Source organism: Antrihabitans spumae (genome assembly GCF_043944905.1).
Lineage (GTDB): Bacteria > Actinomycetota > Actinomycetes > Mycobacteriales > Mycobacteriaceae > Antrihabitans > Antrihabitans spumae.
This window is the reverse complement of record NZ_JBIMSN010000117.1, coordinates 1-25,028: the sequence shown is the minus strand read 5'-3', so window position 1 is coordinate 25,028 and position 25,028 is coordinate 1. Positions and strand designations below refer to the sequence as shown.

Sequence of the window (25,028 nt, the reverse complement as noted above, 5' to 3'; positions counted from 1 at the left end):
CCGCAGACCACACCCGATCGGGCATACAGCTACGAGACAACGACAAACACGCGGGCACCCTACGAAGCGGTGCCCGCGGACGAACCTTCTCTTGCTCTTGCAACTGCGCTCTTGATCGCGGGCGCAGCCACGATCGGTCGAGCGTTCTTCGGTCCGACTACTCGTCTGCCAGACCTGGAGCTGTCTTCGAGACCGTCATAAGGAACTCGAGGTTGTTGCGCGACTTCTTCAGACGATCGATCAGCAGATCGATTGCCTGATGGCTGTCCAATCCGGAGAGCACCCGCCGCAACTTGTGCAGAACGGCGGCCTCGTCCGGATTGAGCAGCAACTCGTCCTTACGCGTACCGGACGGATTGACGTCCACCGCGGGGAATACCCGACGCTCTGCGATCTTTCGATCGAGCTTGAGCTCAGCATTGCCTGTACCCTTGAACTCCTCGAAGATCACGGTGTCGCCGGTCGAGCCGGTCTCGACCATCGCCGTTGCGATGATGGTCAACGAACCACCGTTTTCGATGTTGCGAGCGGCACCGAGGAAACGCTTCGGCGGGTAGAGCGCAGTCGAATCGACACCACCGGAGAGGATGCGACCCGAAGCCGGCGACGAGTTGTTGTACGCACGGCCGAGGCGCGTGATCGAGTCGAGCAGAACGACGACGTCCTTGCCCATCTCCACCAACCGCTTTGCCCGCTCGATCGCCAACTCGGCGACCGACGTGTGATCGCCCGGCGGACGGTCGAAGGTCGAGGCGATGACCTCACCCTTCACCGAGCGCTGCATGTCGGTGACCTCTTCCGGACGCTCGTCGACGAGCACAACCATGAGGTAGACCTCAGGGTTGTTGACGGCGATCGCGTTGGCGATGTCCTGCATGATCGTCGTCTTACCTGCCTTGGGCGGGCTGACGATCAGGGCACGCTGGCCCTTACCGATCGGCATGATCAGATCGATCACGCGGGTCGTGAGCTTGTTCTGCGTCGTTTCCAGGCGCAGCCGCTGATTGGGATACAGCGGCGTCAGCTTCTGGAATTCGGGACGGCGACGTGCTGCGTCGATGTCGCCACCGTTGATGGTGTCCAGTCGAACCAGCGGGTCGAACTTCTGGCGCTGATTGCTCTGCTCACCCTCACGCGGCGCACGAACGGCACCGGTGATGGCGTCGCCGCGACGAAGCCCGCTCTTGCGAACGAGGTTCATCGACACGTACACGTCGTTGGGTCCCGCGAGGTAACCGGACGTCCGCACGAATGCGTAGTTGTCCAGCACATCGAGGATTCCGGCTACGGGCTGAAGAACGTCGTCTTCGCGAATTTCGGGCTCGCGAGCATCGGGCGCCCCGCCACCTTCACCACGTTCGCGTCCACGGCGACGCTCCCGGAAGCGGCGTCCGCGACGACCGCGGCCGCCCTCTTCGTCATCGTCCCGATTGTCGTTGCGATTGTCGCCACGCGGACCGTTGTTGCCCTGATTGCTGTTGGCTTGATTGTTGTTGTTCTGGTTGCGATTTCGGTCGCCCTGGTTGCCCTGGTTACGGTCGCCGCCCTGGTTGTTACGCTCGCCCTGGTTACGGTCGCCTTGGTTACGTTCGCCGCCCTGGTTGTTGCGCTCGCCCTGGTTACGGTCACCCTGGTTGCGCTCCCGGCGGTTGCCACCCTGGTTCGCTTGCCCGTCCTGGCCGCTGCGATCGTTGTTCTGCTCGTTGCGACGCGGCTGATCCTCGGACTGGGTCGCGGGTTGCTGCGACTCGCCCTGTTCGGCTGCGGGCGATCCTGCCTGCCGCGATGCGCCGCGACGCTGGCGGTTTCGCCCGCCCTGTGCGCGCTCGGAATCGTCGTCGGTCCGCGACTCGGAAGCGTCGGACTTCGCTTCGGCTGCTGCCGGTGCGGAGTCGGTGGCTACCGACTCGGTGGCCTGCGCGGAATCCGTCTTGGGTGCCTGTGCGGGCGCCTCGACAACGGGAGCAACTGCCTCGACCTTGGCGGGTGCCTCGGTGGTTTCGACCTTCTTCGGCCGTTCGGCGACGGGTTCGGCTTCGGCCTTCTTGGCGCCAGAGCCCGACTGACGATCCTTGATCGCACCGATCAGGTCGCCTTTTCGCATTCCGGAGGTTCCACGGATACCGAGTTCTGCGGCGAGTGCCCGCAATTGAGGTAGCAACATCCCCGCCAATCCGCCGCCACGCGGCGCTTCGGTCGCTGGCGCGGCCGGTGTGGGTTGTGAAGTATCGCTCGCCTGGCTGACCGAAGAATCGGTCTTGGAATCGTCAACAGGCGTAGTGAACAGGTCCGTATCGGTCACGGAGGTCCTTTCCTTCCCTCGCTCGCGCTGTGGGCGATTCGAGGGTTCGTCCCGCAGCCCAGCTCATGTACTGGACTCGGATGTGCGCCGCACGTGCATTTGCTTTATCGGCCGGTTGCCATCCACCACCGCAAGGGGGTCGAAGGATCATTCCAGTGCGCACCGGTGACTCGAATGCCGAAACCGAACTTCTGGAGTGATTGCCCTGGTGAAGCACCGGCGTCTGAAGCGCACGATGTACGGACAACGACAAGGATAGCCCCCATGCCCAGGCACGGCAACAGGCGCCCCCTTGCGGCGAGTCGGCATCGTCATGCCTGACGTCGATGCTCGCCTGCCCCGGCGCCGACTCGGATCAAGTGACCGAAACGCCGTCCGCCAAGGGCAGGTCGAGTACGTCGATACCGTCTTGCTTCGCGAGCTCACGAAGTTCGTCGGGCAGGGGGCCTGTCATCAGAGCGAGCACAGTCGGTCCAGCTCCAGATACGGTTGCGGCGATTCCAGCGTCTCGTAGCCGCCGAATCCACAGGGTTGTCAGCGGCAGCGCGGGTGCTCGCTGATTCTGGTGCAACATGTCCGCGGTCGCCGGCAGCAGCAGATCCGGACGCTGGGTCAGCGCGACGACAGCGAGCGCGGCGCGGCTGACGTTGAAGGCGGCATCGCGGTGCGGCACCATCTCGGGTAGCAAGCCACGGGTGTGCGCGGTCGAACTGCGTTCTTGCGGAACGAACACCACCGCACGGATATCGGGATGCACCTCCAACCGAACGGCGCGATACTCGCGCTCCCCCGTGTGCGGACAGTCGGAATCGGTCCAGGACACCACGACTCCGCCGAGCACACTCGCCGCCGCGTTGTCCGGATGCCCTTCGAACTCCGAGGCGAGCTGAACGAGTTGCTCCCGCGACAGAGCGAGCGTGGGGTCGAGCTTGCTAGCAAGACCGTTGGCGGCCGCGAGGCCTCCAACGACGGCCGACGCCGACGAACCGAGACCACGAGAGTGCGGAATCACGTTGCGGCACACGACATCCAGTCCGTCCGCCCAGACGCCCGCCGATTCCAGCCCCCGCTCGACCGCCCGTACGACGAGGTGCGACGGACCCCACGGAACGTCTTCGGCGCCTTCACCCTCGACACGAATCGTGAGTCCGGATGCCGTGGTCGTCACTTCGATCTCGTCGCACAGGTCGAGAGCAAGGCCGAGCGAGTCGAAGCCTGGACCGAGATTGGCACTGGACGCGGGAACGCGAGCAGTTACCGTCAGTCCGATCGGAAGGGTCTGGGTCATCAGCGCGGGTCCGGTCGTCGTCACTACGCGAGCTCGAGCGCTGCTGCCACCGCCACCGGATCCACCGGAATCGGTTGTACCGCAGGCATTCCCAGCAACGCGGTGTCAGGATCCTTCAGTCCGTTGCCCGTGACCGTGCACACGACGGTCAGCCCGGCGTCGAGCCAGCCTTCCTTGCGCGCTGCGAGCAATCCAGCGACACTCGCCGCGGACGCCGGCTCGACGAACACACCTTCGGTCGCGGCGATGAGGCGATATGCCTCCAAGATTTCGTCGTCGGTCGCAGCGCGGAATGCACCGTCGGACTCTTCCTTTGCGCTCACCGCGCCGTTCCACGAAGCAGGAGAACCGATTCGGATTGCGGTGGCGATCGTCTCGGGGTTCTTCACAGGTGCACCGTTGACCAGCGGGGCCGAACCGGCTGCCTGCACACCGAGCATCCGTGGCCGAACCGATGTGATGCCATCGGCGAAGTACTCGCTGTAGCCACGCCAGTACGCCGTGATGTTTCCGGCGTTGCCGACCGGAAGTGCATGCACGTCAGGCGCTTTGCCGAGTGCATCGCAGATTTCGAACGCCGCCGTTTTCTGCCCTTCGATGCGGGCGGGATTGACGGAGTTGACCAGTCCGATCTCGGGGAACTCGGCGGTGGTCTTCCGTGCCAACTCGAGGCAATCGTCGAAGTTGCCCTCCACCTGGATTATTCGGGCGCCGTGCATCACTGCCTGAGCGAGTTTGCCCATCGCGATCTTGCCCTGCGGGATCAGCACCGCACAGGTCATGCCGGCTTTTGCCGCGTAAGCGGCGGCGGATGCCGACGTGTTTCCCGTCGATGCGCAGAGGACGGCGCGCTGGCCGCGAGCGCGCGCATCGGTGATCGCCATCGTCATGCCGCGGTCCTTGAACGAACCTGTCGGATTGAGCCCCTCGACCTTCAAATGCACGTCGCACCCGGTCAATTCGGAGAGATGCTCCGCGGGCAGCAGCGGAGTTCCGCCCTCACGAAGAGTGACAGGACGCCAGTCGGGACCGATTGCCAACCGATCGCGGTAAGCCTCGATCAAACCGGGCCATGGTGTGTGAACAGCGCTCGATCGGCTCATTCTTCGGTGCCTTCCAGTCTCAGGACGCTCTTCACGATTACCTCGAACTCCAACTCCGCAAGTGCTGCAACAGTTTCCGCCAAGGCCGACTCGGCTGCGATATGGGTGACCACAACGAGGCGCGCGCCCTCCCCCGCACCTTCCTGCCGAACCGTGGAGATACTGACCCCGCGCTTGGAGAACTCCGCTGCCACACCGGAAAGCACTCCGGGACGGTCAGCGACCTCCATGTTGACGTGGTACCGAGTCGGCGTATCGCCCATCGGCGCGATCGGCAATTTCGCGTACGTCGATTCGCCTGGACCGCGGCCACCGTAGAACTTGTTGCGCGCCGCCATCACCAAGTCGCCCATCACCGCTGATGCCGTCGGGGCGCCACCGGCGCCCTGGCCGTAGAACATCAGCCTGCCAGCCGCCTCTGCCTCGACGACAACGGCATTGAACGCACCGTCGACTCGAGCAAGCGGATGGGAAAGGGGAAGCAAGGCCGGATAGACGCGAACCGAGATCCGCTCCTTGCCGTCCTCGTCACTGACGCGCTCGCACAGGGCCAGCAGTTTCACCGTGCAGTCGAGGGCCTTTGCCGTCGCAAGGTCTTCGGCTGTGACATTCGAGATGCCCTCGCGGTAGACGTCGGCTGCCGTCACCCGGGTGTGGAACGCCAGGGACGCAAGGATCGCTGCCTTCGCGGCGGCGTCGTAACCCTCGACGTCGGCAGTCGGATCCGCTTCGGCGTACCCGAGACGGCTCGCCTCGGCGAGGGATTCCTCGTAGCCCGCACCCGTCGCCGCCATGGCCGACAGGATGAAGTTCGTTGTGCCGTTGACAATTCCGACGACCCGATTGACCTTGTCGCCCGCGAGCGACTGCATCAGCGGCCGCACAACAGGAATCGCGCCTGCGACCGCTGCCTCGAAGTACAGGTCGGCGCGGGTCCGCTCGGCGGCTTCGGCGATCTCACCGGTGTAGTCGGCCAGCAACGCCTTGTTGGCCGTGACGACCGACTTGCCCGAATTGAGCGCAGCAAGAATCAACGACCGCGGCTTCTCGATGCCGCCGATGACCTCGACCACGATGTCGACGTCGTCGCGAGCGACAAGTGCGTCGGCATCGGTCGTCAACAATTCCTCGGGAACGCCACGGTCGATCTCGATGCGGCGCACTGCAATTCCGCGGATCACAACAGGTGCACCGACGCGGGCCTTCAGGTCGTCGGCACGGTCACGCAGGATGCGGACGACCTCGGTCCCGACATTTCCCATGCCGAGGACCGCGACACCGATCGGCTGGTCGCCGGTGCGAGACGAATACGACGTGCTGGTCACTCGTTTACCTCCAGGCTGAGCAGGTCTTCTACGTTCTCCCTGCGAAGAATCAATCGCGATTGTCCGTCACGCACCGCCACGACCGCGGGGCGCGGCAGGAGGTTGTAGCGACTCGACATCGAATAGCAGTAGGCACCGGTCGCTGCGACAGCGAGCAGGTCGCCGGGTCCGACGTCGGCAGGCATCCAGGTATCGCGGATGACCACATCGCCACTCTCGCAATGCTTTCCGACGACACGTGCAACCACCGGATCGGCGTCGCTGTCTCGCGACACCAGACGGCAATCGTATTCGGCTTGATAGAGCGAGGTCCGAATGTTGTCGCTCATACCGCCGTCGATGCTCACGTAGCGACGCTTCGTACTCGCGCCGAGTGCAACGTCCTTGATGGTGCCGACCTCATAGAGAGTCACGGTGCCCGGACCGGCGATCGCACGTCCCGGTTCGACAGCGAGTGTCGGACGGGGCAGGCCGACGCGTGCCGACTCCGATTCGACGATTTTCAGCAGCGTCGCCGCGAGATCCTGCAGTGGTGGCGGATCGTCGCTCGGGATATAGGAAATACCTAGACCGCCACCGAGATCCACGGTCGCGATCTGCGCGGTCTTCTCGACGCCGAACTCGGCGACGGTGTCACGAAGAAGGCTGATAACCCGGTTCGCGGCGACCTCGAAACCGCTCACGTCGAAGATCTGCGAACCGATGTGGCTGTGCAGCCCGACCAGACGGAGGTTGTCGGCAGCAAAGACACGCCGCACAGCCTCGATGGCGTCTCCCCCGGCCAACGAGAACCCGAACTTCTGGTCTTCGTGTGCGGTGGAAATGAATTCGTGTGTGTGCGCTTCGACTCCGACCGTCACACGAACGAGAACATCCTGCACGACACCGGCACTGCCCGCGATGGCGTCGAGCCGCTCGATCTCGATCAGGGAGTCGAGCACGATGTGCCCAACCCCGGCGCTGACCCCGGCTTCGAGCTCGGCGATGGACTTGTTGTTGCCGTGCATGGCAATTCGCTCGGCGGGGAAGCCGCCGTGCAATGCCACGGCGAGTTCGCCACCGGAGCAGACGTCGAGCGAGAGCCCTTCGTCGGCAACCCAGCGCGCGATCTCGCTGCACAGGAATGCCTTGGACGCGTAGTGGATTCGCGCATGCGGACCGAACGCGGCGAGCATGTCGCGGCAGCGGGAGCGAAAGTCGTCCTCGTCGATGACGAAAAGCGGTGTGCCGTAGGACTCCGCGAGCTCCGTGACCGCGACACCAGCGAGGGTCACGACGCCGTCCGCACCCCGGGTGGCGCCACGCGGATACACGTGCTCGGGTAGTGCCGTCATCTCGGCGGGAGTCTTCGGACGCTCGGAAAGACCTGGAGCGTAAGCGAGTTCGGCGTGCCGCGGTCCGGCCGGATGCGCGCTCACATCTGCTCCGGAGCGCTGACGCCGAGCAAGGTCAATCCGTTGGCCAACACCTGACGGGTTGCGTCACACAGCGCGAGTCGGGCGGTATGCAATTCGTTCGGCTCCTCGTGTCCGATAGGCAAGATGCGACAAGCCGCATAGAACCTGTGATACGTCCCTGCAAGTTCTTCCAGGTACCGCGCAATACGATGTGGCTCACGCAGATTCGCCGCGCTCGCGACAACCCGCGGGTACTCGCCGATCGTCTTGATCAGCTCGCCCTCGTGGTCGGAATCGAGAAGCGCGAAGTTCGGGTCGCCCGTCCCGATTCCGAGATCCGCAGCATTGCGTGCAACCGACCGCAACCGCGCATGCGCGTATTGCACGTACAGCACCGGGTTCTCGTCGTTCTGCTTGGTCCAGAGCGCAAGGTCGATGTCGATGCTCGTGTTCACCGAGGACCGCACCAGTGCATACCGTGCCGCGTCGACGCCGATCGCCTCGACGAGATCGTCGAGGGTGATGACGGTGCCTGCGCGCTTGCTCATCTTCACCGTGACACCGTCACGGACGAGGTTCACCATCTGGCCGATGAGCACCTCGACGTTTGCCGGATCGTCTCCGGTCGCCGATGCGATCGCCTTGAGGCGTCCGATGTAGCCGTGGTGATCGGCACCGAGCATGTAGATGCACAGATCGGCACCGCGGGCGCGCTTGTCGAGGAAGTAGGCGATGTCACCGGCAACGTAGGCCGAGGTCCCGTCGCTCTTGATGACAACGCGGTCCTTGTCGTCGCCGAAGTCGGTGGTCCGCAACCACCACGCGCCCTCGGCCTCGTACAGCGTGCCCTTCGTCTTCAGCTCCTCCACCGCACGCTCGACGGCGCCGGACTCGAACATCGAGCTTTCGTTGGTGTAGACGTCGAAGTCGGTGCCGAATTCGTGGAGCGTCTTCCTGATGTGGGCGAACATCAGGTCGACGCCGGTCGCGCGAAAGATCTCGTGCTGTTCGGCGGGCGGTGCATCGAGCGCTCCGGGATGCTGCGCGACCACAGCTGCCGCGATTTCGGAGATGTAGCTGCCCGCGTAACCCTTGTCGGGTGTCGGCTCGTTTTTCGCTGCGGCAATGAGCGATTCGGCGAACCGATCGATCTGCCCGCCGTGATCGTTGAAGTAGTACTCCCTGGTCACCGCAGCGCCCTGCGACCCCAGAATCCGGCCGAGAGCGTCACCGACGGCCGCCCAACGGGTTCCACCGAGGTGAATCGGCCCGGTCGGGTTGGCCGAGACGAACTCGAGGTTGATCGTCTTGCCCGTGAGCGTGGTCGCACTTCCGAACTCGGCTCCCGCTGCCAGGACGGAGGTCAGAATCGCGCCCTGCGCAGAGGCGTCGAGTCGGATGTTGAGGAAACCGGGTCCGGCTACGTCCGCGGTCGCGATGCCGTCGGTCGCCGTGAGTGCTTCAGCCAGCCAACCTGCAAGTTCGCGCGGATTCACACCCGCGGGCTTGCCGATTCGCATGGCAATGTTCGAGGCGTAATCGCCGTGTTCCGGGTTGCGTGGACGCTCGACGGTCAGCTCTGCTGGCAGTACCGATGTGTCGATTCCACGCTCGGCAAGCACCTTCGCGGCGGTACCGCGGAGGAGTTCGGCAAGGTCAGCTGGAGTCACAGGTGTCTATCCTATGGTCTGCGGGGTAGTGCTCTTAATCCGGACCGATCGAATACGGCCGTCCGGGCCTGGGCATTTTTCCGTAGAGTGAGGGCGCTCCAGGGAGCGCAGCGATCGATACATGTCCACACGGCGAAAGAGCAGTCCACGGATGGCAAGCGGTTCGGAGAGTCCCGGCAACAAGACCGGGGCGAAATCAGCCAAGGCGATCAAGGCCGCCACCAAGAGGAAGAAGGTCGCGGGAGCCAAAGGTAAAGGACTCCCCAAGTCCCGCGAGATCCCTTGGATGCTGATCGGCGCTGTCACCGTGATCGTTGCATTGGTCGGACTTCTCGCGTGGAACCTGATTCCCAAATATCAGGAAAGGGCGGACGCCGACAAGTACGCACCGAGCGAGACCAACAAAGACCCGTCGACGGGCATCGACGGCGTGAAGGTCGAGCCCTACAAAGCCGGCTTGCACATCACCGCCCCTCAGCGTGTTGCGTACAACCAGACCCCACCGTTCGGCGGTCCGCACGACAATGCCTGGGCGACCTGCACCGGCGTCGTGTACCCGACTGCGATTCGCACCGAGAATGCTGTGCACTCACTCGAGCACGGCACCGTGTGGATCACCTACAACCCGGACGAGGTGAGCGGCGACGCCCTCGACGAACTCGCGAGTCGGGTCGACAACAAGCCGTACATGATGATGTCGCCCTATCCCGGTCAGGACAGCCCGATTTCGTTGCAGGCGTGGGGACATCAGCTCAAGCTGGACAACGCCGACGATCGCCGAATCCCGCAGTTCATCGCGGCTCTGCGCGCGAACAGCTACAACGCGCCGGAGCCCAACGGCAGTTGCGCGACGATTCCCGACGCATTCGATCCCGACAACCCGCCGCCGTTCGATCCGTCACCGCCCGGACCCGATGCTGTGCCGTTCGACGGCGCCGGTCTGACTCCGGACGCAACGGAAACAGGTGGTCAGCCGGGACTGCCACAACTGCCGCCGGGCATGGAGCTACCCCCTGAACTGCAGAATCAGTTGCCGCCCGATATCCAGAATCAGTTGCCGCCCGCACCCGCTCCCGCCCCCGCGCCCTGATGGCGGACGGGGACGAAAGCTCGACCAAGCCCCAGGAGATCGTGCTGGCCGAGGAGTCGACCGGACGCTCGCGACCGAGTCAGCGCACTGTCACCCTTGCGCTGACTCTGGTCGCGGCAATACTGCTCGGCATCGCGATCGGCTTTCTCGGCCGCTTGTGGTTCCAGGACGACGCGACGACACCGGGAGCCGATTCCGTCGACGTCGGCTTCTCTCAGGACATGACGGTGCACCACAACCAGGCCATCGAAATGTCGACGGTCGCGCTGACGAAGTCGACGAACACCGAGGTCCGCAATCTGGCGTACGACATCCTCACCACGCAGCAGAACCAGGTCGGCTACATGCAGGGCTGGCTCGCGCTGTGGGGCCAGGCACCGTTCGCCGACGACGGCTACATGAAGTGGATGGACGACAGTTCGTCCGGGCACGAGCACGGCGGCATGAGCATGGACTCGCACGACATGTCCGAAGGCATGATGGCGATGCCAGGCATGGCGACGTCGGCAGATCTCACCAACCTCCGCAAAGCCGAGGGTCCGGAGTTGGATGTGCTGTTCCTTCAGCTCATGCTGCGCCACCACCAGGGCGGCAAGGAGATGGGCGAATACGGCGCCGAGCATGCCGAATCGGGGGTCGTCAGAAACTTCGCGAACTCGATGGTGAAGACACAGGACTCCGAATCGGCGCTTATGACGGACATGCTCGCGCAGCGAAATGCCCAGCCGCTGCCGATGAACTGAGGCGGCTCCGCCGCTCGTGAGTCCTTTCGGAGGGTCCGCCCTCCGAAAGGACTCACGACCCCGAGGGCCTTTTGGTCTCGGAACGCCGCGTGCGTTAGGGTTACACCGCCCAACGGCTCACCGAATCCCGGTGCGCCCCCGTAGCTCAGGGGATAGAGCGTCTGCCTCCGGAGCAGAAGGCCGCAGGTTCGAATCCTGCCGGGGGCACTTCGATTTCCAGCCGTTCGTACGGCTTCTCCTCATCCCGCATTCAAGGCAAAGCAAAACCGCACCCCCACCTTTGGCATCGATCCCGATACGAGGTGGGGGTGCGGTCGGTTGCGGCTTGTTCGGTCAGACTGCGCAGGGTGCGCCGGCGAATGCCAGCAACGTGCATGCGGTTGCGTCCGACAGCTTCCAGGCGCCGTCGACACGCTCCCACGTCATCGGCAGCGGCGGCGAAGGCTGGCCCGGCGCGCTCGGCGATTCGATGGTGACGTTGGCCGTCGCGGTGTCGCCGGTTGCAGCGACATCGGTGACGTTGAAGATGAGCTTGCCGTAGCCGCCGAGTGCGGCATTCATCTGATCGAGGTTCGCGGTGCGTGCCTCGCCGTTGACGATCACAGCGACCTTCTCCGGGGTGGACTTCGTTGCGTCTGCGATGAAGTCCAGGTTCGCCTTCAGTTCGTCGGCGGTCGGCGCGGCCGAGGAAGCTGCCGTGGTGCTGGCAGCCGCACTCGAGCTAGCGCTCGCGGTGGTCGTCGCGGATGCCGAACTGTCGGAATCGTCGGAGCCGCAGGCGGCCAATCCGATTGCGAGAAATGCGGTACAGGAAGCGATCACAGCTTTACGGAGAATCACTGTCTACCTTTCGGATGAGCAGCCGACGCCGGTAGCGCCGACAGGTTAGGCAAGCCTAACAGCAGCTCGATTCGACCTCCGCAGCTACCCGTCTACAGCTTGGGAACCAACGCGACGACCGGGATCGTCCTTGCTGTCCGTGTCTCGTATTCGGCAAAGCCCGGATACAGCGCCGCTTGGCGACCGTAGACCGCGTCGCGTTCGGAACCGGTCACCTCGTGCGCGACAACATCGATGGTGTCGTCGCCGACTTCGATCGTCGCCTCCGGATTCGCGACCAGGTTGTGGTACCACGCCGGATTCGTCGGCGCACCAGCCTTACTCGCGAATACGTAGTACTTCTCCCCGTCGGCGAGATACATCACCGGGCTGATTCGAGGCGACCCCGACTTTGCCCCGACGGAATGCAGCAGCAGCAGCGGCGCACCTTCGAAGGGTCCGCCGACCCGGCCGTGATTCTCGCGAAACTCTTCGATGATGCGGGAATTGAAGTCGGACATCAGGACTCCTTCGTCGTCGACCTTGCAATCCTGTCACTCGTACACATTTTTGGTGCGCCGACCGGGCCGTGGCTGTGAAAGCTACTCGGCGTTTGCCGCAGCGAAAGCCCACTCGGCTCCCTGTGGATAGATATCGCACCCTGTGGATGAACGGTTTTGCCTTTCCGCTCCTGCCCGGCAGGCTCGATCGATGGGGGACTTCGACGAACCGTTCCCGGGGACGTGGGCAATCGCGGCGGGAACGATCACGAGTTGGCAACTGCGCAAAGACTTCACAAGAGTGTTTCCGGACGTGTACGTCCGCAAGGGAACTGTGGTCACCGCGCGAATACGCACGCTGGCCGCAGTCCACTGGGCGAAAGGTGACGCCATCGCGGTCGGCATGTCGGCGGCAATTCTGCATGGAACCAGGTGGATCGACGCCGATACGCCCGCCGAACTCGCAATTGCACGCCACAGGAGAACGCCACCGGGAATCAACGTGCATCGAAACGAACTCGAGTCGAGCGAAATCTGCTCTCGCGCAGACGTACTCGCAACCACCCCGGCTCGGACCGCCTTCGATCTCGGTCGCCGTCTGCCTCTCCACAAAGCTGTCGCAACAATCGATGCACTATGCAACGCAACGGGCGTGACCACCGACGACGTCGCAACTGTCGCTGCTCGCCATCGAGGGTCACGAGGACTCGTCGCGCTCCGCAAAGTTCTCGACTACGTCGACGGCGGAGCCGAGTCGCCGCAGGAAAGCGTCGCACGGATGCTACTCATCGACGATGGGTTGCCGCGGCCACAAACGCAGATTCGTATACGAGACGCTTCCGGTCGAGTCATCGCGCGCACCGATCTCGGCTGGGAAGAATGGCAGGTCGCCGTCGAGTACGACGGCGCCCAGCATTGGACCGACCCGGAACAGCACGAGTGGGACATCGAGCGCCGAGTCCTGTTGGAAGCGCTGGGGTGGCGGGTCGTTCATATCAGCGCCACACTGCTCCGCGAACGCCCACATGTCGTGATCGATCGGGTACGTGCCGAACTTGCGGCCGCTGGCGCTCGAATCTGACCCGCCGAGTGGGCCATGGCTGCGAAAGCTACTCGACGTTTGCCGCAGCGAAAGCCCGCTCGACAACTACAGCTTGCAGGGCTTCCCGAAGAGTCCGGATACCGCACAGGAGAAGCCCGACAGCGCTCCGAAGAAGGCCTTGACCTGGTCCGGGTTCTCGTTGTTGTAGTCGGTAACGCCGTCACGGATGCCTGCGCCGAGCGGCGCGGCTTGATCGCTGATGGCCGGCGGGACCTCGATGTACGGGAGGGCCTCCACGGGAATATTGATGATCGGCGGCGGATCGGCAGCTACCGCAACGGGTGCTGTCAGGGTGGCGACCGGCACCGCCAAAGCGAGTGCTGCGAAAACCGTTGCCAGCGCACGCTTGGTCATGATTCCTCCTCGATACCCGGACAAGAAAGGCCCGAAAAATCAGGCTAGCCCACGCGCCGACCAGACTTCAGGCAATCGGATAGATCGCGGTCTCGGTTGCCTTGACGACGAAGAAAACCCGCGAGCCAGGGACGAGATCCAAATCGACCGCGGCGGCGGGAGTCACGTCCGCCATCAGCCCCGCATACGGACCGTCGTCGTCGCCACGCACACGGACGACCGCTCCCCTGTTCTCGATCTCGCCGACCGCCACCTCGAAACGATTGCGTGGACTTCCGCCCGGCAACTCTGCGTAGACCGCGACGGCGGATGGGCTGAACACCGCGACCGCCCGCTCGCCGACCGCCGCCTGTTCGTCGCTCGACCCGTGCACAAGCAACCCGCCACTTCCGCGAAGCACACCCGGACCCTCGATCACGCCTGCGCACAGGTTCATGCCCGCGATCCGTGCGGCGAAGGCACTGCGCGGTCGGGCAAGCACGTCGCGAACCGGACCTTCTTCGACGACTCGGCCACCATCGACCACAACGACCCGGTCCGCAAGCGCCAGAGCGTCGAGCGCATCGTGTGTCACCAGGACCGCGGTCAGTTCGGAGTCGGCGAGAACTTTCCGCAGCAACCGCCGGATCGCCGGAGCGGCACCAACATCCAACGCCGCCAACGGTTCGTCCAGCAGCAGCAGCTGCGGATCGGCAGCGAGCGCACGTGCAACTGCGACGCGCTGCGCCTGGCCCCCGCTGAGTTGAGCGGGCTTGCGGTCGGCCAACTCTGCTGCGTCGACGGCGGCGAGCCACTGCCCCGCTGTGACCCTCGCCTGGCGTCTCGAAGCACCTGCGCTTCGCGGCGCGAATTCGACGTTCGCCTCGACGGTCAGATGTGGAAACAGCATCGGTTGCTGTGCAAGCAAGGCGATTTCACGTTTGTGCGGCGCCACGTTCAGGTTTCGAGACGCATCCGCCAACTCCCGACCGTTCAGTGTGACGCCACCACGGTCGGGACGCGTCAGCCCCGCTATCACCGAGAGCACGGTGGACTTGCCCGCCCCGTTCTGCCCGAGGATCGCGGTTACCGAGCCTTTCGCCACCGTTACCTCGACATCGATGGCACGCGACTCGACGACCGCATGAACCCACAGGCCGCTCACAGCGCACCGGCCGAACTTCGGCGCCGCACGGCGACGACTATGACGATCGCGACGACGACCAAGACAAGCGAGAGGGCAACGGCCGCATCGGGATCGGATTCACGTTGGAGGTAGATCTCCAGCGGCAGCGTTCTCGTGACGCCTTCCAAGCTGCCCGCAAATGTCAGCGTCGCACCGAATTCACCGAGCGCACGGGCGAACGCCAGCACAGCACCCGACACCAGACCCGGCAGCACCAGCGGCAACGTGACCCTACGCAGTACGGTCGTCGGGCGTGCCCCGAGTGTGGCGGCGACCGCCTCGTATCGTTGGCCGGCGGTTCGCAGCGCTCCTTCGAGACTGACCACGAGAAACGGCAGTGCGACGAACGTCTGCGCGAGAACAACTGCCGTGGTGGAGAACGCGATACGAATGCCCATCATCTCTAGATGTTCGCCGAGCAGTCCTTGCCGACCGAACGTGTAGAGCAATGCGATGCCGCCAACGACGGGTGGCAGCACCAGGGGCAGCAGAATCAGCGAGCGCACCACCGAGAGTCCGCGAACGTTGCTGCGTGCAAACACAATTGCCATCGGCACGCCGAGAATCACACACAGCACGGTGCTTGCGAAAGCAGTACGAAGGCTCAATTTCAGTGCAGCGACTGCAGATTCGGACGTGACCAGCTGGACAAAGCTCCCCCAGTCGACCTTGGCTCCCATTGCGACCAACGGCAGCACGACGAGCAGGCAACCTACCAAGGCCGGCAGGTAGATCCATAGTGGCAGCCCGACCCGAACGTCGGCCTGGCGCCGCTCGGTTGTCATGGTGCTTGAAAACCGGCCTTCAGCAGGATGTCGCGTCCCTTCGGTCCCGACACAAGCTCGACGAATTTCGTTGCAAGATCAGGATCTTTTGTGCCTTTCACCGTCACGATCGGATAAGTGTTCACCGCCTTCGCCGCCTCCGGAAACGACACCGCGGTCACCTTGTCACCGGCGACAGCAGCATCGGTGACGTAGACGACGCCGGCGTCGGCCTGTCCAGAGGTGACCTTGTTGAGCACGTCGGTGACCGACGATTCCTCGCTGACAGGGGCGAGGTCGGTTCCTGTTGCGTCTTCGACCTTCTTGGTGGCAGCTCCACACGGCACCTGCGGCGCGCAGACGACGAGTTGAGTTCCCGCTTCAGCGAGGTCGGCGAACGACGTGATGCCCTTCGGGTTTCCGGGAGCAGTGACGATCGTGAGCGTGTTGGTCGCAAAGTCGACGGGTGCGCCTGCGGCAAGTCCGGCGTCGGTCAGTTTGGTCATGTTGGCGGTATCCGCAGACGCAAACACGTCCGCCGGTGCGCCCTGCGTCAGTTGTGCGACGAGATCCGACGATCCCGCGAAGCTGAATGTGACGTTCGCCCCTGGGTTTTCAGCTTTCAGGACGTCGCCGAGTTCGGTGAAGGTCTGCTTCAGCGACGCCGCGGCGAACACTGTTATCTCACCCGAGGTGGAACCGGGGGTTGTGTCGTCCTGCGACGACCCGCAACCACCGACGAACCCAATGGCACCTGCGCACGCCACAACCGCGGCCAAAAGACGTTTCACGAAATTCCCCCAGGAGTCTCGACGATGACCGTAGTGGCTTTTACGACGGCAACTGCGAGGCTGCCTGGCTCGAGCTGCAATTCACGAACTGCGTCAGCACTCATCAAGGAGACAACGGTGAAAGGGCCGCATTGCATTTCGACCTGAGCCATGACCTTGTCCACGACGACTTTGGTGACGAGGCCGACAAACCGGTTCCGGGCGGAACTCCCGCCGCCGACCGGATCGTGTGGCGGATTGGCATTCGAACGCGCGAACTCGGCAAGCACATCGCCTGCGATGACTTTGCGACCCGAGTCGTCGGTCGTCGCCGCCAGGGCGCCGTTGTCGACCCATCGACGCACCGTGTCGTCACTTACTCCGAGGAGTTGGGCCGCTTCGCGGATTCGGATACTGGGCACAGGACGATACTAGAACCGCAGACGCGCGCAGAACAACCGATCCGATCCGCAGCTGCGTGCACAGCCCCGCTTATCAGTCCTCAGCCGCGGCCGGAAACGAGGTCGGAAACTGCTCCGACTCGAGTGTTCACGTTCCACACGTTCGAGCACTGCGGGCATTGCAGGAACACCCGCGGACCGTCGTTCCCGAGCAGATATTGCCAGTGCGAAGCACAGTTGCTGCCGTCGAAGCACGAGATGCAGCCCGAATCCTTGGCGCAGTTCGCGCACGGCAACCACGCTCGGCGCGCAGCGTCGGCGCACGGGTCGATCGGCATTGCGTCAGACAGCATCGCGCGCTCCAGGATCGGGCAACACGCCGGCGACGACGAGCTCGTCGTAGATGCGCTGCTGCTCGTCATCGAGACCGCTGTACAACATGTCGTATGCCAGTTCCTCTTCGCGAAGCACTGCGACAGGGTCCCAATCGTCGCCGAGCGCTTCCAGCACAGCGGTTCGCCGCAGCACCTCGTCCAGCGTGAGGTCGAGGGCGAACGACATTTCCATTTCGCTACTCACCTGATCACCCTCGTTCCTGCAGTATCGACATCGAAAAGTTAGGGTCGCTTAACCTGCATCATGATCACAATGACGTGGATCACGTTTTGGAAATAGTCTGGAGAGCGCGATGAAGTTCACAGCAGTCCTGGAAGGCGCAGGCAAGACCGCGACGGGCATCGAGGTGCCGGTAAGCGCCGCGAATCGGACGTCGGCGGGGGTGTCGGCGTGATCAGACCGAAAGCACTGCTGTTCGACGTCCAAGGCACCGCGACCGACTTCTTCACAACGGTCACCTCGGAGGCCCTCCGGATCGATCGTGGTCGCAACGACGGCGTCGACTGGGCTGACTTCGTCAATCGTTGGCGCGCAGCGTATTTCACTGCAGTCGCAGCGACGCCAACCCCAGCCGGAACGTGGACCTCGGTCCACTCGATCTACCGGCGCACGCTCGACGCTCTCCTCCGCGACGCGGGCGTCGAGTACACCGACGCAGACGCGGAGGACCTGACACTCGCCTGGCAGCGGCTCGTCCCATGGCCGGATGCAGTACCGGGCCTACGGCGGCTGAGCACCAAGTACACCCTGGCAACGCTGTCGAATGCTGATGTCAGTGCCGTGGTGAATCTGTCGAAACGAGGCGGATTGCCGTGGGACGCAATCTTCACCGCCGAGATGGTCGGCGCCTTCAAGCCCGACCCCGCGACCTATTCGACGGCCGCGCGCTACCTCGGCCTGCCGCACGGCGAGATCATGATGGTCGCCAGCCACAAGTACGACATCAGAGCTGCCGCAGCCCTCGGCTTCCAGACGGCGTTCGTTGCCAGACCACTCGAATTCGGTCCCACCGCACAGGCCGACACCGAATACGACGACGCCTTCGACCTCAATGCTTCCGACTTCATCGACTTGGCCGACCAACTGGGCACCTGACGCAAAAGTCAACTTGGTTGACTTATCGGGAGAGATGCGACATCCTCAAGAAGTCAACCCAGTTGACTTAATCGAAGGGACCACCATGGCAGTCATCACCGCACCCACAGGCCCGACTCACGAAGTAGGCGGCACCCGCTTCACGTCGTTGGCAACACCGAGCCGAGGTTCCACCGACACCAGCGTGTGGCGGGTCGAAATTGCACCGGGAACACCCGCGACTCCGCATCGCCTGACGAAAGAGGAAGTATTCGTCGTCCTTGCAGGCACAGCCGCAACACGTATCGACGGACTCGACGCAGAGGCCGCAACCGGCGAGTCGTCGTCGTTGTTCCGCCTGGCGTCGACTTCGAAATCACCGCAGCAGGCGACGAACCACTACAAGCACTGTGCTGCCTTCCGGTGGGCGGGCAAGCGCTCCTAGGAGACGGCAAAGCTTTCAACCCACCGTGGGCGCAATGACCGTGGGACAGCCACCCCCACTTGCCCGTCTGTTCGCCATCGCCTATCGCTCGTTTATCGACGGCCTGCACACCCGTCTCGCCGAACGCGGCTGGTCGGACGTCCGGCCCAACTACGGTTTCGTTCTGATTGCCGCTCGGGACAACGGAATTCAATCGTCGGAGATTGCAGTTCTGATGGGCGTATCCAAACAGGCTGCCTCGAAGTTGATCGAGGCGATGGAGGCCGCCGGCTATGTCCGACGCGACCCGCACCCCGCCGACCAACGCGCGAAGATCATTCACCTGACCGCGCGCGGCACCGAACTCCTCGTTGCGGTCGAAGAGATTTACGAGGAGCTCGAGCAAACGTGGGCGGACGCGATCGGCCGCAGGCAGGTCGAGACCGTTCGCACCGGAATCACGAAAGCGCTCATGGAGACCAACGACGGGAAGCTACCTGCCATCCGTCCGCCTCAAACCTGAGAAGCAGCAAGAACCTCGAGTATGGACGCGGCGAGCTCGCGACGGCAGATCACCAGGTCGGGCAGGTACGGATGCGATTCGTTGTAGCGCAACGGACTTCCGTCGATTCGAGAGCAATGCAGACCGGCCGCCAACGCCACGCCGACAGGTGCGGCCGAATCCCACTCCCACTGACCTCCCGCATGGACGTAGGCGTCGGCGTCACCTCGAACGACCGCCATCGCCTTTGCTCCGGCAGAACCCATGCCGATGATGCGGGCGCCCAGACGCGCTTCCAGGTCGACGGTGAACGCGGGCGGCCGACTGTCGCTGACAACGATTCGGATCGGTCTGTCGACGGGACCGGAAAGTACGGCGACATCGTCGCTCGCATGGACCGTTCCGAGGACAGGCATCGCGACCGCCGCAGCCGTAATCCCCTGGCCCGCTTCCCATAACGCGACGTGCACGGCCCAATCACCGCGGCCTGGCATGCTGAACTCTCGGGTTCCGTCGAGCGGGTCGATGATCCACACGCGCGACGCGTTCAACCTGGATTTGTCGTCCACCGATTCCTCCGACAACACGGAGTCGTTCGGCCGATCGACCGAAAGCCGATCGAGCAGAAGCACATTCGCCAGTTGATCACCCTTGCGACCGAGCGCCTTACCGTCGATCAACTCCTCCTCGGCGGCACGCAACGTCAGCAGCAATTCACCCGCCTCGGCAGCGAGTTCGGCAGCAAGACGCGCATCGGAGAGCGTGTTCATAGGCACAGTATTCACAGGTTCAGGTATTCCATGATTCGGGCCGCCTGCGCAACCGGGTTCCCGTCGGAGGGTCGCAGGACGAGCTCAGCGTGCGCCGGTTGCTCGTACGGATCGTCGATGCCGGAGAAACCACGGATCTCACCGGCTCGTGCCTTTGCATACATCCCCTTCGGATCGCGACGCTCACACATCTCGATGGGGGTGTCGATGAAGACCTCGACGAACCGCAGGCCTGCCTCCTCGTGCTGAGCTCTGATCCGATCGCGATCTGCCGCATAGGGACTGATCAACGACGCGACAGCGACGGTTCCGGCATCGGCGAGCAACTGCGCGACCGCACCGACGCGGCGCACGTTCTCCGACCTGTCCGCGGCGCTGAAGCCGAGGTCCGCGTTGAGTCCGTGTCGAAGATTGTCACCGTCGAGCCGATAGGCCGGATGGCCAGCAGCGACCAGTCGGCGCTCCAACTCCACTGCGACCGTAGACTTTCCACTTGCCGACAGGCCGGTCAACCACACCGTGGCACCCCGTGTTGCGCGCTCGTCCCGGGCAAGTGCCGATGCATGCCACACGACACGCGACGCGGACAGTGTCGGTCCGGTGATCATCCCCGCGGCAACCGTGTTGTTGGTCGATTCGTCGACAAGGACGAAGCTTCCCATCACCCGATTACGGCGATACGCATCGAAGAGAACCGGCTGCTGCAGCTTCAGCTGCACGCGACCGATCTCGTTGCAGGCCAGCGAGTCCGCTGACTCGTCGCGGTGGAGGGTGTTGATGTTCAGTCGGTAGTCGAGCCGGACGACCTGCGCCCTGACCGCGCGGGTCGTGTGCAGCATCGTGTACCTAGCGTCCTTGCTCAGCGTCGATCGATCGGCGAACCAACAAACGAGCGCGTCGACCTCCTGCCCGATCAGAGGCCGATTGTTCGGACGCGCCAACACGTCTCCGCGTCCGACGTCGACGTTGTCGGCCAACTCGATGCACACCGCTGCCGGCGCGAACGCCTCCTCGATCGGCCGACCACCCGGTCCCCAGATCGCTTTGACCCGTGTGGTGAAACCGGAAGGGAGCGCGACGACTTCGTCACCGGGTTTGAAGATGCCACTTGCGATCGTCCCGGCGTACCCGCGGAAGTCGTGCAGGTCAGCACCAGCTTGCTGTGGTCTGATCACGTGCTGCACGGGGAAACGCGCATCGATCAGGTTTCGGTCGGAGGCGATGTGTACCTGCTCCAACGTGTGCAGTAGCGAACCACCCTCGTACCACGCCATATTCGTGCTGCGCTCGACGATGTTGTCGCCGAGCAACGCAGAAACCGGAATGAAGGTCAGGTCGGGAACATCCAGCTTCATCGCGAATTGCCGGAACTCCGAGCAGATCTCGTCGAATCGTTCCATCGACCACTCGACGAGGTCCATCTTGTTGACGCACAGCACCATGTGCGGAATGCCGAGCAGGCTTGCGATGAAGGCGTGGCGGCGCGTTTGTTCGAGAACACCTTTGCGAGCGTCGATCAGCAGCAACGCAAGGTCAGCTGTCGACGCGCCCGTCACCATGTTCCTGGTGTACTGCTCGTGGCCTGGCGTGTCCGCAATGATGAAGCGCCGGTGCGGAGTTGCGAAGTAGCGATGTGCGACGTCGATGGTGATGCCTTGCTCGCGTTCGGCGCGCAGTCCATCGGTCAGCAGTGCGAGATTGGCGTATTCGTCACCGCGTTCTCTGCTGGTCCGCTCGATGGCCTCCAGCTGGTCTTCGAAGATCGACTTGGAGTCGTAGAGCAGGCGCCCGATCAGGGTCGACTTGCCGTCGTCGACGCTGCCCGCAGTCGCGACTCGAAGCAATTGCGGCATCAGAAGTAGCCTTCCTTCTTGCGATCTTCCATACCCGCTTCCGAGATCCTGTCGTCGGCGCGGGTCGCACCACGTTCGGTGACGCGACTGGCCGCCACCTCGGCGACGACCTCCGCCGATGTCGCCGCCGACGATTCGACGCAACCGGTACAGGTGGCGTCACCGACTGTCCTGAAACGAACCGTCGCTTCGTGTTCCGTCTCGCCGGGTAGCAAGGTCAGAAACCGGGTGCTGGCCAACAACATTCCGTCGCGGGCGACGACCTTGCGTTTGTGCGCGTAGTAGATCGACGGCAGGTCGATCTGCTCGGCGTGGATGTATTGCCAGATGTCGAGTTCGGTCCAGTTCGACAGGGGAAAGACCCGTATGTGCTCGCCTTTGCGGTGCCGTCCGTTGTACAGGTTCCACAGCTCGGGTCGTTGCGCGCGGGGATCCCACTGGCCGTATTCGTCGCGGAAGCTGAACACTCGTTCCTTCGCCCGTGCCTTCTCCTCGTCTCGCCGTGCGCCTCCGAACACAGCGTCGAAACCGTTTGCGGTGATCCCGCGGAGCAATGCCGTTGTCTGCAAACGGTTTCGACTTGCTCGCGCTCCGGATTCCTCTATCGAACGACCCGCGTCGATGTCGTCCTGCACGCTCGACACAACAAGCCGCAATCCACGTTCCGCCGCGGTCCTGTCTCGGAATTCGATGACTTCGTCGAAGTTGTGGCCGGTGTCGATGTGCATCACTGCGAACGGAACAGGGCCAGGCCAGAACGCTTTTGCCGCGACGTGCAACATCACGACCGAGTCCTTACCTCCGGAGAACAGCAGTCCGGGCCGCTCGAACTGCGCGGCTACCTCTCTGAAAATGTGAACCGCTTCTGCTTCGAGGGCTTCGAGGTGGGTCAGCTCGTAGCTTGCACGTGTCATCACAGCACCCCTGCTCTTGGTTCGACGGCCTGAGTTTCGACGGGTTTGATCCCACCGACCTCGTTGGTGATCGCGTCGGCCGCTTCGATCAATGCCCTAGCCCGCAAATCGATTTCGGCGCGGTCGATGGCCGACCCGACGAACAGGGTCAGCACCATGGATTGGCGCGCATCGGCGTCGTAGGTCGGCGCGGCGATGAGGCTCACCGGGTGCCGGTCGTCGTCGACACCGTCCTCGAGATAGACACGCTCGCCGAGGATCGTTGCCATCTCACCGATGATCTCGCGCAGCTCCTTCGGTATTTCGTCGGCCGCGACCCCTGCGAGCACCGTGTGCAGGCGTTGCCCCAGTGCCGTCATCGTCTCGACCAAATAGCCTGTGCGGCGGCAGTGTTCGACTACCTGCCGCAAGCGTGTGCGGTCGATCCGCATGGGCAGCGTCGGCTCGCGATCGAGCCAGCGGTCGAGTTCGGTGTCGCCGCCCCACAACACGTACATCAGGCCGACCGGCGGAGCGAACGGGTAGAGCTGTCCGACTCGGGCGTTGGGCCGGACGCCGGGCGGCGCGGTCAGTTCGACGACGGCGATCCGGTCGCCGATCACGGTCGACGCCGAGCACGTCGTGCCGAACCGGTCGCTGAGTTCGGCGAGGTGGCGGCGCGCGATCGGACCGACAGCAAGTCCTTCCTGCGCTGCCCGACCCGCGCTGATGAGCGCCGGACCCAACCCGTAGCGCTTCGCGACCGGGTCACGCGTCAGGTAGCCGCCGTCGACGAGGGCGGACACGATCCCGAGACAGGTCGGCTTCGACAGCTCCAGACGACGAGCGAGTTCGGAAAGCCCGTATCTGCGGTCCTTGTGTGCGACAAGGAAGTCGAGCACGGCGACGACCCGCTCGGTTGGCGGTGAGCGACGACTACCTGCATCCGACGGCGGCGGGTCGGGTGGACCGGCAAAAGCGGGAGCCCCAGAAATCATTGACCATTCCTTAGAACACGTTCTAGTCTGCTTACAGCTGTTGTACCACGCAGGTACATATTTGGACCAGCCCCAATCAGGGCGAACGAGGAGCACACGTGCTGACCGATCCACTGGCAGAAGCCATCGCCGAAGCGGAGAAGTTGATCGAAACCGCCCCGCACATTCAGACGCCGCAAGACCTCCATGAGGGCTACCAATATCTGGCAGGCGGAATCTTGGCGACGATGCACGCGACCTGGGCAACCGAACGCGACCATCCCGGCTTCGTCCAGGGCACCGGACCGTTTATGAAGATGGGACTCGACAATCCCGACACGCTCTACTTCGGCGCACGGATCAACGACGACCACGAATACATCGTGACCGGAAAGCGTGGCACCACCGTCGACCTCAGCTTTCAGGTCCTCAACGGCAACTACACCAGCGCGAACGTGCCCGGCAGCGTCACGGCCTTCGACGACCGTGAACTACAGATCGACGCAGACGGATCCTTCCGGGCACACTTCGGTCCCGAACCGGCAAACGGCCGCACCAATTACTTCACCCTGGCGCCGGGTTCGGCTCAGCTGGTGGTGCGCGAGGTCTACAGCGACTGGGAGGCCGAACGCGGGACTCTGCGCATCGAACGTGTGGACACAGCGGGCACCGCGCCGCCACCGCTGACCGCTGAGCTGGTCGAGAAGCGCTTCGCCAGAGCCGGAAAGGCTTTGGTGACCCGCGTGCAGACCTGGCTGAAGTTCCCTGAGTGGTTCTATCTGAACCTCCCGGTCAACACGATGACCGAACCTCGGCTCACGCCAGGAGGATTGGCGACGCAGTACTCGTCGGCGGGGCATTTCGACATCGATGAGGACCAGGCCTTGATCATCACCGTCCCGAGATCGGATGCGCCGTATCAGGGTTTTCAACTCGGCAGTCGGTGGTACATCTCGCTCGACTACAGCAATCATCAGACCTCTCTGAATGCCCATCAGGCACAGACGGATCCGGACGGCAACATCCGGCTTGTCGTCAGCGAGCGCAATCCAGGGATCACCAACTGGATCGAGACGACGGGCCATCGGCGTGGGTATTTGCAGTTCCGGTGGCAGCGCGTCGACAGACGGTTGACCGAGACCGACGGCCCTACCGTCGAGGTCGTGGATTTTGCCGACGTCGAATCGAAATTGCCGTATTACCAAACGAATACGATCACACCCGAAGAATTTCGGGCCCGTATCGCAGCGCGTCAAGCCGCTGTCGCCAACCGGATGCTCGGGTGAACCGATGACACTCCCTGTGTCAACCTCAGGCGGCAGAAGCTGCCTGGTGTTGATCGATGA

26 protein-coding genes and 1 tRNA gene are annotated in these 25,028 nt (G+C 63.5%); 8 read left to right on the top strand and 19 right to left on the bottom strand.

The features are described 5' to 3' along the window. Positions 1-157: 157 nt before the first annotated feature. From rho to argS, 6 genes are all read right to left on the bottom strand, one after another. Positions 158-2,302 carry a transcription termination factor Rho gene (gene rho, locus ACHIRB_RS23850; RefSeq protein WP_395125846.1) on the bottom strand — a complete coding sequence of 715 codons (2,145 nt, stop codon included), beginning with the start codon at positions 2,300-2,302 and terminating at the stop codon, positions 158-160. A gap of 355 nt (positions 2,303-2,657) precedes the next feature. Beyond that, positions 2,658-3,590, bottom strand: a complete 933-nt coding sequence (gene thrB / locus ACHIRB_RS23845; RefSeq protein ID WP_395125845.1) for a homoserine kinase — start codon at positions 3,588-3,590, stop codon at positions 2,658-2,660. 23 nt (positions 3,591-3,613) lie between these two features. Next, positions 3,614-4,693: a threonine synthase gene (thrC, locus tag ACHIRB_RS23840; protein ID WP_199706050.1), complete on the bottom strand. Its 1,080-nt coding sequence runs from the start codon at positions 4,691-4,693 to the stop codon at positions 3,614-3,616. Beyond that, the gene (locus ACHIRB_RS23835) at positions 4,690-6,018 is read right to left on the bottom strand and encodes a homoserine dehydrogenase (protein WP_307829733.1); all 1,329 of its coding nucleotides are present in this window, start codon (positions 6,016-6,018) and stop codon (positions 4,690-4,692) included. Before ACHIRB_RS23835 ends, thrC begins: the two co-directional genes overlap by 4 nt. Continuing rightward, positions 6,015-7,436, bottom strand: a complete 1,422-nt coding sequence (lysA, locus tag ACHIRB_RS23830; RefSeq protein ID WP_395125844.1) for a diaminopimelate decarboxylase — start codon at positions 7,434-7,436, stop codon at positions 6,015-6,017. Before lysA ends, ACHIRB_RS23835 begins: the two co-directional genes overlap by 4 nt. Further along, entirely contained in the window at positions 7,433-9,085 is a 1,653-nt protein-coding gene (gene argS, locus ACHIRB_RS23825; protein ID WP_395125843.1) for an arginine--tRNA ligase, read from the bottom strand. The genes lysA and argS overlap by 4 nt, the downstream gene beginning before the upstream one ends. Positions 9,086-9,236: 151 nt before the next feature. Between argS and ACHIRB_RS23820 the strand changes: the two genes are divergently transcribed. The 3 genes from ACHIRB_RS23820 to ACHIRB_RS23810 all read left to right on the top strand — a co-directional run bounded on the left by ACHIRB_RS23820 (position 9,237) and on the right by ACHIRB_RS23810 (position 11,125). Further along, the gene (locus ACHIRB_RS23820) at positions 9,237-10,175 is read left to right on the top strand and encodes a DUF3105 domain-containing protein (protein WP_395125858.1); all 939 of its coding nucleotides are present in this window, start codon (positions 9,237-9,239) and stop codon (positions 10,173-10,175) included. Continuing rightward, the gene (locus ACHIRB_RS23815; protein ID WP_395125842.1) at positions 10,175-10,918 is read left to right on the top strand and encodes a DUF305 domain-containing protein; all 744 of its coding nucleotides are present in this window, start codon (positions 10,175-10,177) and stop codon (positions 10,916-10,918) included. Before ACHIRB_RS23820 ends, ACHIRB_RS23815 begins: the two co-directional genes overlap by 1 nt. 134 nt (positions 10,919-11,052) lie before the next feature. Continuing rightward, positions 11,053-11,125 (top strand) — tRNA-Arg (locus ACHIRB_RS23810). Positions 11,126-11,251: 126 nt separating this feature from the next. Here ACHIRB_RS23810 and ACHIRB_RS23805 read toward each other — a convergent pair. Further along, positions 11,252-11,758, bottom strand: coding sequence for a WKL family lipoprotein (locus ACHIRB_RS23805; RefSeq protein WP_199706043.1), 507 nt, complete (start codon positions 11,756-11,758; stop codon positions 11,252-11,254). Positions 11,759-11,850: 92 nt separating this feature from the next. Continuing rightward, positions 11,851-12,258: a nitroreductase family deazaflavin-dependent oxidoreductase gene (locus ACHIRB_RS23800; protein WP_395113227.1), complete on the bottom strand. Its 408-nt coding sequence runs from the start codon at positions 12,256-12,258 to the stop codon at positions 11,851-11,853. A 190-nt stretch (positions 12,259-12,448) separates the two neighbouring features. On the opposite strand from ACHIRB_RS23800, the gene ACHIRB_RS23795 reads away from it, so the two are divergent. Then, a complete protein-coding gene (locus ACHIRB_RS23795) occupies positions 12,449-13,318 on the top strand; it encodes an endonuclease domain-containing protein (RefSeq protein ID WP_395113228.1) in 870 nt (289 codons plus the stop codon). A 66-nt stretch (positions 13,319-13,384) separates the two neighbouring features. On the opposite strand, the gene ACHIRB_RS23790 is transcribed toward ACHIRB_RS23795, so the two are convergent. The 7 genes from ACHIRB_RS23790 to ACHIRB_RS23760 all read right to left on the bottom strand — a co-directional run bounded on the left by ACHIRB_RS23790 (position 13,385) and on the right by ACHIRB_RS23760 (position 17,360). After that, on the bottom strand, positions 13,385-13,693 hold the full coding sequence (locus ACHIRB_RS23790; protein ID WP_395113229.1) for a hypothetical protein: 309 nt from the start codon (positions 13,691-13,693) through the stop codon (positions 13,385-13,387). Between the two features lie 67 nt (positions 13,694-13,760). Next, positions 13,761-14,837 (bottom strand): sulfate/molybdate ABC transporter ATP-binding protein, encoded by a 1,077-nt coding sequence (locus ACHIRB_RS23785; RefSeq protein WP_395127787.1) that lies wholly within the window; start codon positions 14,835-14,837, stop codon positions 13,761-13,763. Then, positions 14,834-15,643, bottom strand: a complete 810-nt coding sequence (locus ACHIRB_RS23780; protein WP_395125840.1) for an ABC transporter permease — start codon at positions 15,641-15,643, stop codon at positions 14,834-14,836. Before ACHIRB_RS23780 ends, ACHIRB_RS23785 begins: the two co-directional genes overlap by 4 nt. Beyond that, entirely contained in the window at positions 15,640-16,413 is a 774-nt protein-coding gene (gene modA, locus ACHIRB_RS23775; protein ID WP_395125839.1) for a molybdate ABC transporter substrate-binding protein, read from the bottom strand. Before modA ends, ACHIRB_RS23780 begins: the two co-directional genes overlap by 4 nt. Next, positions 16,410-16,814 carry a TOBE domain-containing protein gene (locus ACHIRB_RS23770; RefSeq protein ID WP_395125838.1) on the bottom strand — a complete coding sequence of 135 codons (405 nt, stop codon included), beginning with the start codon at positions 16,812-16,814 and terminating at the stop codon, positions 16,410-16,412. The genes modA and ACHIRB_RS23770 overlap by 4 nt, the downstream gene beginning before the upstream one ends. A gap of 80 nt (positions 16,815-16,894) precedes the next feature. Beyond that, entirely contained in the window at positions 16,895-17,146 is a 252-nt protein-coding gene (locus ACHIRB_RS23765; RefSeq protein WP_395113234.1) for a hypothetical protein, read from the bottom strand. Beyond that, the gene (locus ACHIRB_RS23760; RefSeq protein WP_395113246.1) at positions 17,136-17,360 is read right to left on the bottom strand and encodes a DUF6400 family protein; all 225 of its coding nucleotides are present in this window, start codon (positions 17,358-17,360) and stop codon (positions 17,136-17,138) included. Before ACHIRB_RS23760 ends, ACHIRB_RS23765 begins: the two co-directional genes overlap by 11 nt. A 219-nt stretch (positions 17,361-17,579) precedes the next feature. On the opposite strand from ACHIRB_RS23760, the gene ACHIRB_RS23755 reads away from it, so the two are divergent. The 3 genes from ACHIRB_RS23755 (at position 17,580) to ACHIRB_RS23745 (ending at position 19,210) form a co-directional block, all read left to right on the top strand. Continuing rightward, on the top strand, positions 17,580-18,284 hold the full coding sequence (locus ACHIRB_RS23755; protein WP_395125837.1) for a haloacid dehalogenase type II: 705 nt from the start codon (positions 17,580-17,582) through the stop codon (positions 18,282-18,284). Positions 18,285-18,369: 85 nt separating this feature from the next. After that, positions 18,370-18,708: a cupin domain-containing protein gene (locus tag ACHIRB_RS23750; RefSeq protein WP_395113236.1), complete on the top strand. Its 339-nt coding sequence runs from the start codon at positions 18,370-18,372 to the stop codon at positions 18,706-18,708. A gap of 34 nt (positions 18,709-18,742) precedes the next feature. After that, positions 18,743-19,210 carry a MarR family winged helix-turn-helix transcriptional regulator gene (locus ACHIRB_RS23745; protein WP_395113237.1) on the top strand — a complete coding sequence of 156 codons (468 nt, stop codon included), beginning with the start codon at positions 18,743-18,745 and terminating at the stop codon, positions 19,208-19,210. Here the strand turns inward: ACHIRB_RS23745 and ACHIRB_RS23740 are convergent. From ACHIRB_RS23740 to ACHIRB_RS23725, 4 genes are read right to left on the bottom strand one after another with little or no spacing between them, the layout of a single operon-like run. After that, positions 19,201-19,959, bottom strand: coding sequence for a 3'(2'),5'-bisphosphate nucleotidase CysQ (locus ACHIRB_RS23740; protein ID WP_395113238.1), 759 nt, complete (start codon positions 19,957-19,959; stop codon positions 19,201-19,203). The two genes, ACHIRB_RS23745 and ACHIRB_RS23740, sit on opposite strands and share 10 nt — an antisense overlap. A gap of 11 nt (positions 19,960-19,970) precedes the next feature. After that, positions 19,971-21,812, bottom strand: coding sequence for an adenylyl-sulfate kinase (cysC, locus tag ACHIRB_RS23735; RefSeq protein ID WP_395113239.1), 1,842 nt, complete (start codon positions 21,810-21,812; stop codon positions 19,971-19,973). Continuing rightward, on the bottom strand, positions 21,812-22,726 hold the full coding sequence (gene cysD / locus ACHIRB_RS23730) for a sulfate adenylyltransferase subunit CysD (protein WP_395113240.1): 915 nt from the start codon (positions 22,724-22,726) through the stop codon (positions 21,812-21,814). The genes cysC and cysD overlap by 1 nt, the downstream gene beginning before the upstream one ends. Then, positions 22,726-23,703, bottom strand: coding sequence for an IclR family transcriptional regulator (locus ACHIRB_RS23725; RefSeq protein ID WP_395113241.1), 978 nt, complete (start codon positions 23,701-23,703; stop codon positions 22,726-22,728). Before ACHIRB_RS23725 ends, cysD begins: the two co-directional genes overlap by 1 nt. Positions 23,704-23,801: 98 nt before the next feature. Between ACHIRB_RS23725 and ACHIRB_RS23720 the strand changes: the two genes are divergently transcribed. Then, positions 23,802-24,968, top strand: a complete 1,167-nt coding sequence (locus tag ACHIRB_RS23720; protein ID WP_395113242.1) for a hypothetical protein — start codon at positions 23,802-23,804, stop codon at positions 24,966-24,968. Positions 24,969-25,028 lie beyond the last annotated feature (60 nt).